Genomic DNA, 3,970 nt, shown 5'->3' with positions numbered 1-3,970 from the left:
CCGCCAATATGCGGCTCGTTGATGAACCGCTCGCCGCCGCGTTTGACGAGTGCGAGGCCGTCCCAGAGGAAGTCTTCAGATTTACCGCCACCGTAGTCCGCGCGGGCGAGCTGGCCATCTACGTGGTAGTCGTAGGTGTACTTGCCCTTTCCGTCGCTGACCGACATCACCTTGTCAAGATATCCGTATCGATAGGTCTTGTTGCCCTCTTTTACAAGCCGTCCTGCCGCATCGTATGTGTAGCGTGTCGTAACGCCATCAACAGTTGATGAAACGAGCTGATTTGCTCCGTCAAAGGTAAACGTTGTCGTTTTACCGTTTACTGTCTTCTTGAGCATATTGCCAGCCTTGTCATAAGAATACCGCTCTATATCATTGCCGTCAGAATCCTTGACCGCGAGCAACTGATTTCTGCCGTCGTATTCATAAGCGGTACGTTTGCCGTTTACGCTGCGGGCAACGATTCTTCCGGATTTGGAATACTCATAAACAACTGAAGATATAGGCTCTTTTCTGCCTCCGAGGTATTTTCCGGCAAGAAAGCCATGCTTCGTATATTCATAATCGATCGGCGTTCCATCGATTACCTGACGCGACACCCGCCCTTTCACATCATAGAAATATTTCACCGACTTGCCGAATGAAAAGATTTCTGAAAGTCTGCCGAACCTGTCATAAATGCGTTTTTCCGTCAGCACATTGCCCTTGTCGTTTTTCACGGTCAATGAAACACGCTGCCCATATTGGTTGTAAGAATATGCGTATACATTTTCACCGTCCGTCTTTTCTGCAATCCGTCCGAAATGGTCGTACTGATAGGTAGATTTACGCTCTCCACGGGTATGTTCCGATATTCTGCCCCACTTGTCATACGAGAAAGTCTCAATCTCGTTTTTTGCGTATTCGATTTTTATCACCCGGTCAAACTTGTCATACGTCCTTTTTACCACACGCTCCGTTTTACCGGTGACCGAAGACGAAACTGAGACGATAAGTCCATTTTGGTCCCGCTTTGAATCGGTCAACTGTTTAGCCGCCGTAAGCCGGGAAGCAAGGCCGAATTTGTCCCATCCAAAAGCGATTTCATGACCGTTCTCGTCTATCACTTTGGTCAATCTACCGATCTTGTCATAATCATAGGCAACTTCGGTGGCATTGGGATATTTTTCTTTGACAATGCGACCGAGCGCATCACGGTCGCAGGAGGTTACGCGCCCATCCTGATCTTTTATGGAGACGGGGCAGCCGTTCAAATCATACGCAATCTCTATCGACGAAAGAACTTCCGCCCCGTCTTTCCTTTCTATTTTTTTGATTCCGCCGTGGTCGGCATAAGTGCGGATGGTTTCAATTCCATTCGGATCAATCGCCGCTGTGAGCCGGTTGTAGCGATCGTATTTCAGCTTGACTTCAGCAAAGCCGTCACTGATCGACTGCGGAAAGCCGCTTTCGGAGTAACCGACCTTGACCGTACGCCGTCCGTCCGACAATTGCACCACCCTCCCGCTCTTATTGTACTTCAATGTCGCCGTGCGGACAGGATTTCCTTCGGCATCCAGTTCCGAAACCGATGTCATCAAACCTGAACGATTGTAGGCAAATGAGCGGACAGGCTCCTGACTCAGCGTCCATCCTGCACGGCGGGTCAATCGGACGCAGTTGCCTTTATTGTCATATTCAAGATACCGGTTATTACCAAGACGGTCGGTAACCCTAACGGGCCTGCCGGTATGTTTATCATAACGAAACTGCGTAATGTCACGCCCGCGGCCGTCTACAACCTTGCGGAGTTTTCCCAAATATGCCGCGTCATGCCGCATAAAATAGTAAGATGTTGTGACCCGTCCGGAGAAATCCACCTGTTTAAGTATTCCGTTCTGTTCGTTGATGTCGGAAAGTGCCGAATCGCCGACGGCGTTGATACGCCGGACGGAAGTTCTGGACGGATATTCATACCTGAAATCGGCATCGGCGATGAGACGACCTGCAATCTTCCCAGTATGTTTGACTTTATTCTTGGAATTTTTACTGAGAAGATTCCGTTTGCGTTCGGCGGGAGTTTCGCTTTGAACCGTGAATTTCTCCTTCCTGCCGCCTTGTGCCGCAGATGCCAAGAAACTGTTTTTATATGAGAACACTTCAGGATTTAAGCCGGCATTACACATCGACACAAGTACTTTTGCGGATATATTCGCAACTCTTCCTTCAATAGTCTTGGGGAGAATGGCAACGATAGTCTTTTCATAAGTTAATTTTGTCGTGACGCCATTTATAAAAACTTTGGCGATACATCCGTCTATCCAACCAATTTCGATGAGTTTTTGTTTTAACGAAGAAACTGACTGTAGCCTACCATCCTTATCATATTCGTATGTAACAACAGTTCCATTTGGTGTGGTAATCGCACTCAATTTCCCGTTCGAATATGAAAAATTCCAGCCCTTAAGTCTGTCTTTGCCGATGATGACGAACTCCTGTGATTTTACATAATCGGAATCCTTTGAATCGGCCTCCCAATCCGAATAAGGAGCGAACAAACCTCGGCCTTTTTTAGCCTCCTCAATCGGAGATAGTTTAATGCTGTTTTTGGGAGTTTTTTGTTTCTTTGGAAAGAACTTAACATTCTCGCCCCAAGGCGATCGCCAAAGTAAACCGTCCTTATCCCATTTAAGCGAACTCTCCAATTGAGGAGAGCTCCAGCCATAGCCAAAAACTCCAGAGTTTTCCGATGACGATGAATAAACAAGCTCAATCGGCATCATCAATTCCGGTGCAAAAGCCGCTGTCCCTAATGTGCGTTTCACTTCAAACCCATTACCTGTCAGAGATGCTTTTCCCGCCAAAAGCGGTTGATGCGAGAACGGTACGGTTTTTGAAAACAACGACTGTGCTGAAAACACAGTAAAAATCGCAAGAACTACAGAGTGCAACATGAATCGTTTAGTATTCATAACAATCTCCTTCGTTGGATTTATGTGCATAATTTTACACCTTACATCCCAAAGTGTCAAGCCCCTTGTGGCAGGGTGCGATTTTATTTCGTTGTGCGTCATCTCCAGAAGTAAATGCAAGTTCCACTTGCATTTACTCCCTAAGTTTATTGGGTAGTATTGATTCTGGCATATTTCCCCTCTATTCCTTCCTAGGAAGGAAACCTGCGTTTACTTCTGGACAACTCAGAGAGGCTTCCTTTTTTGCTGCTAAATCGCTATCGTATCCTTACCCGACGATTCTACTCAGCATGTGCCGATGGATGGTGACGGGATACACAAAAGGAGATACTCCATGAAACACATGGGCAACGACGAACGAAACCGCATTGAGTTCATGCTTGGATGCGGGCGGAACACAACCGACATAGCCAAAGCGCTCGGAAGGTCGCAATCGACCATTTCACGCGAACTGCTCAACAGACGCATCGAAAGCGAAAAGCATTATGCCTGCTCGAACAGGATTTGCGTACACTTCGACGAATGCAGCCTAAAGCACTTCAGCAGTTCAAGCGACAGAGGCCTCAGAAAGAACATCAAGGGATGTTTTGAGGGATGCCCCAACTTCCGAGAAGCCGTTTGTGAACGCCTCAACCGTGCTCCATACGTATGCAATGGGTGCGAGAAAGCTCATAACTGCCCGATGAAAAAACACTATTATGTCGCTTCGGGCGCACAGGCGAATTATCGAGGGACGCTCGTAAACAGCCGAATAGGGGTTCATCCTGACGCCGAGACTATCGAAAAAATGGATAAACTTCTGTCTCCCTCAGTGCGCAATGGCCAATCGGTCGATGCCATTATCGCAAACAATCCCGAGCTCTTCGCCAAGTATGCGCGAAGCACCATCTATGGATGGATTGAAGACGGGCTTTTCAGTTCCAAAAAGCACGACCTGCCTTTTGCCGGAATCCGTCGCAAACCACACAAAAGGCCAGAGATAAAGACCAATGCCAAATGCCGTGTCGGCAGAACCTACG

General features: G+C 47.6%; 2 protein-coding genes. One reads left to right on the top strand and one right to left on the bottom strand.

All coding sequences use genetic code 11. The features are described 5' to 3' along the window. Positions 1 to 2,951, bottom strand: a 2,951-nt coding sequence (locus Q0628_RS09940; protein ID WP_298770607.1) for a hypothetical protein, incomplete at its 3' end; no start/stop codon positions are given. Between the two features lie 334 nt (positions 2,952 to 3,285). Between Q0628_RS09940 and Q0628_RS09935 the strand changes: the two genes are divergently transcribed. Beyond that, on the top strand, positions 3,286 to 3,970 hold a 685-nt coding region (locus Q0628_RS09935), incomplete at its 3' end, for a helix-turn-helix domain-containing protein (protein ID WP_298770605.1).

The organism is uncultured Fibrobacter sp., from assembly GCF_937877005.1.
Classification (GTDB): Bacteria; Fibrobacterota; Fibrobacteria; order Fibrobacterales; family Fibrobacteraceae; genus Fibrobacter.
Note: the sequence above shows the minus strand (reverse complement) of the source record. Positions and strands in the feature narration are given on the sequence as shown.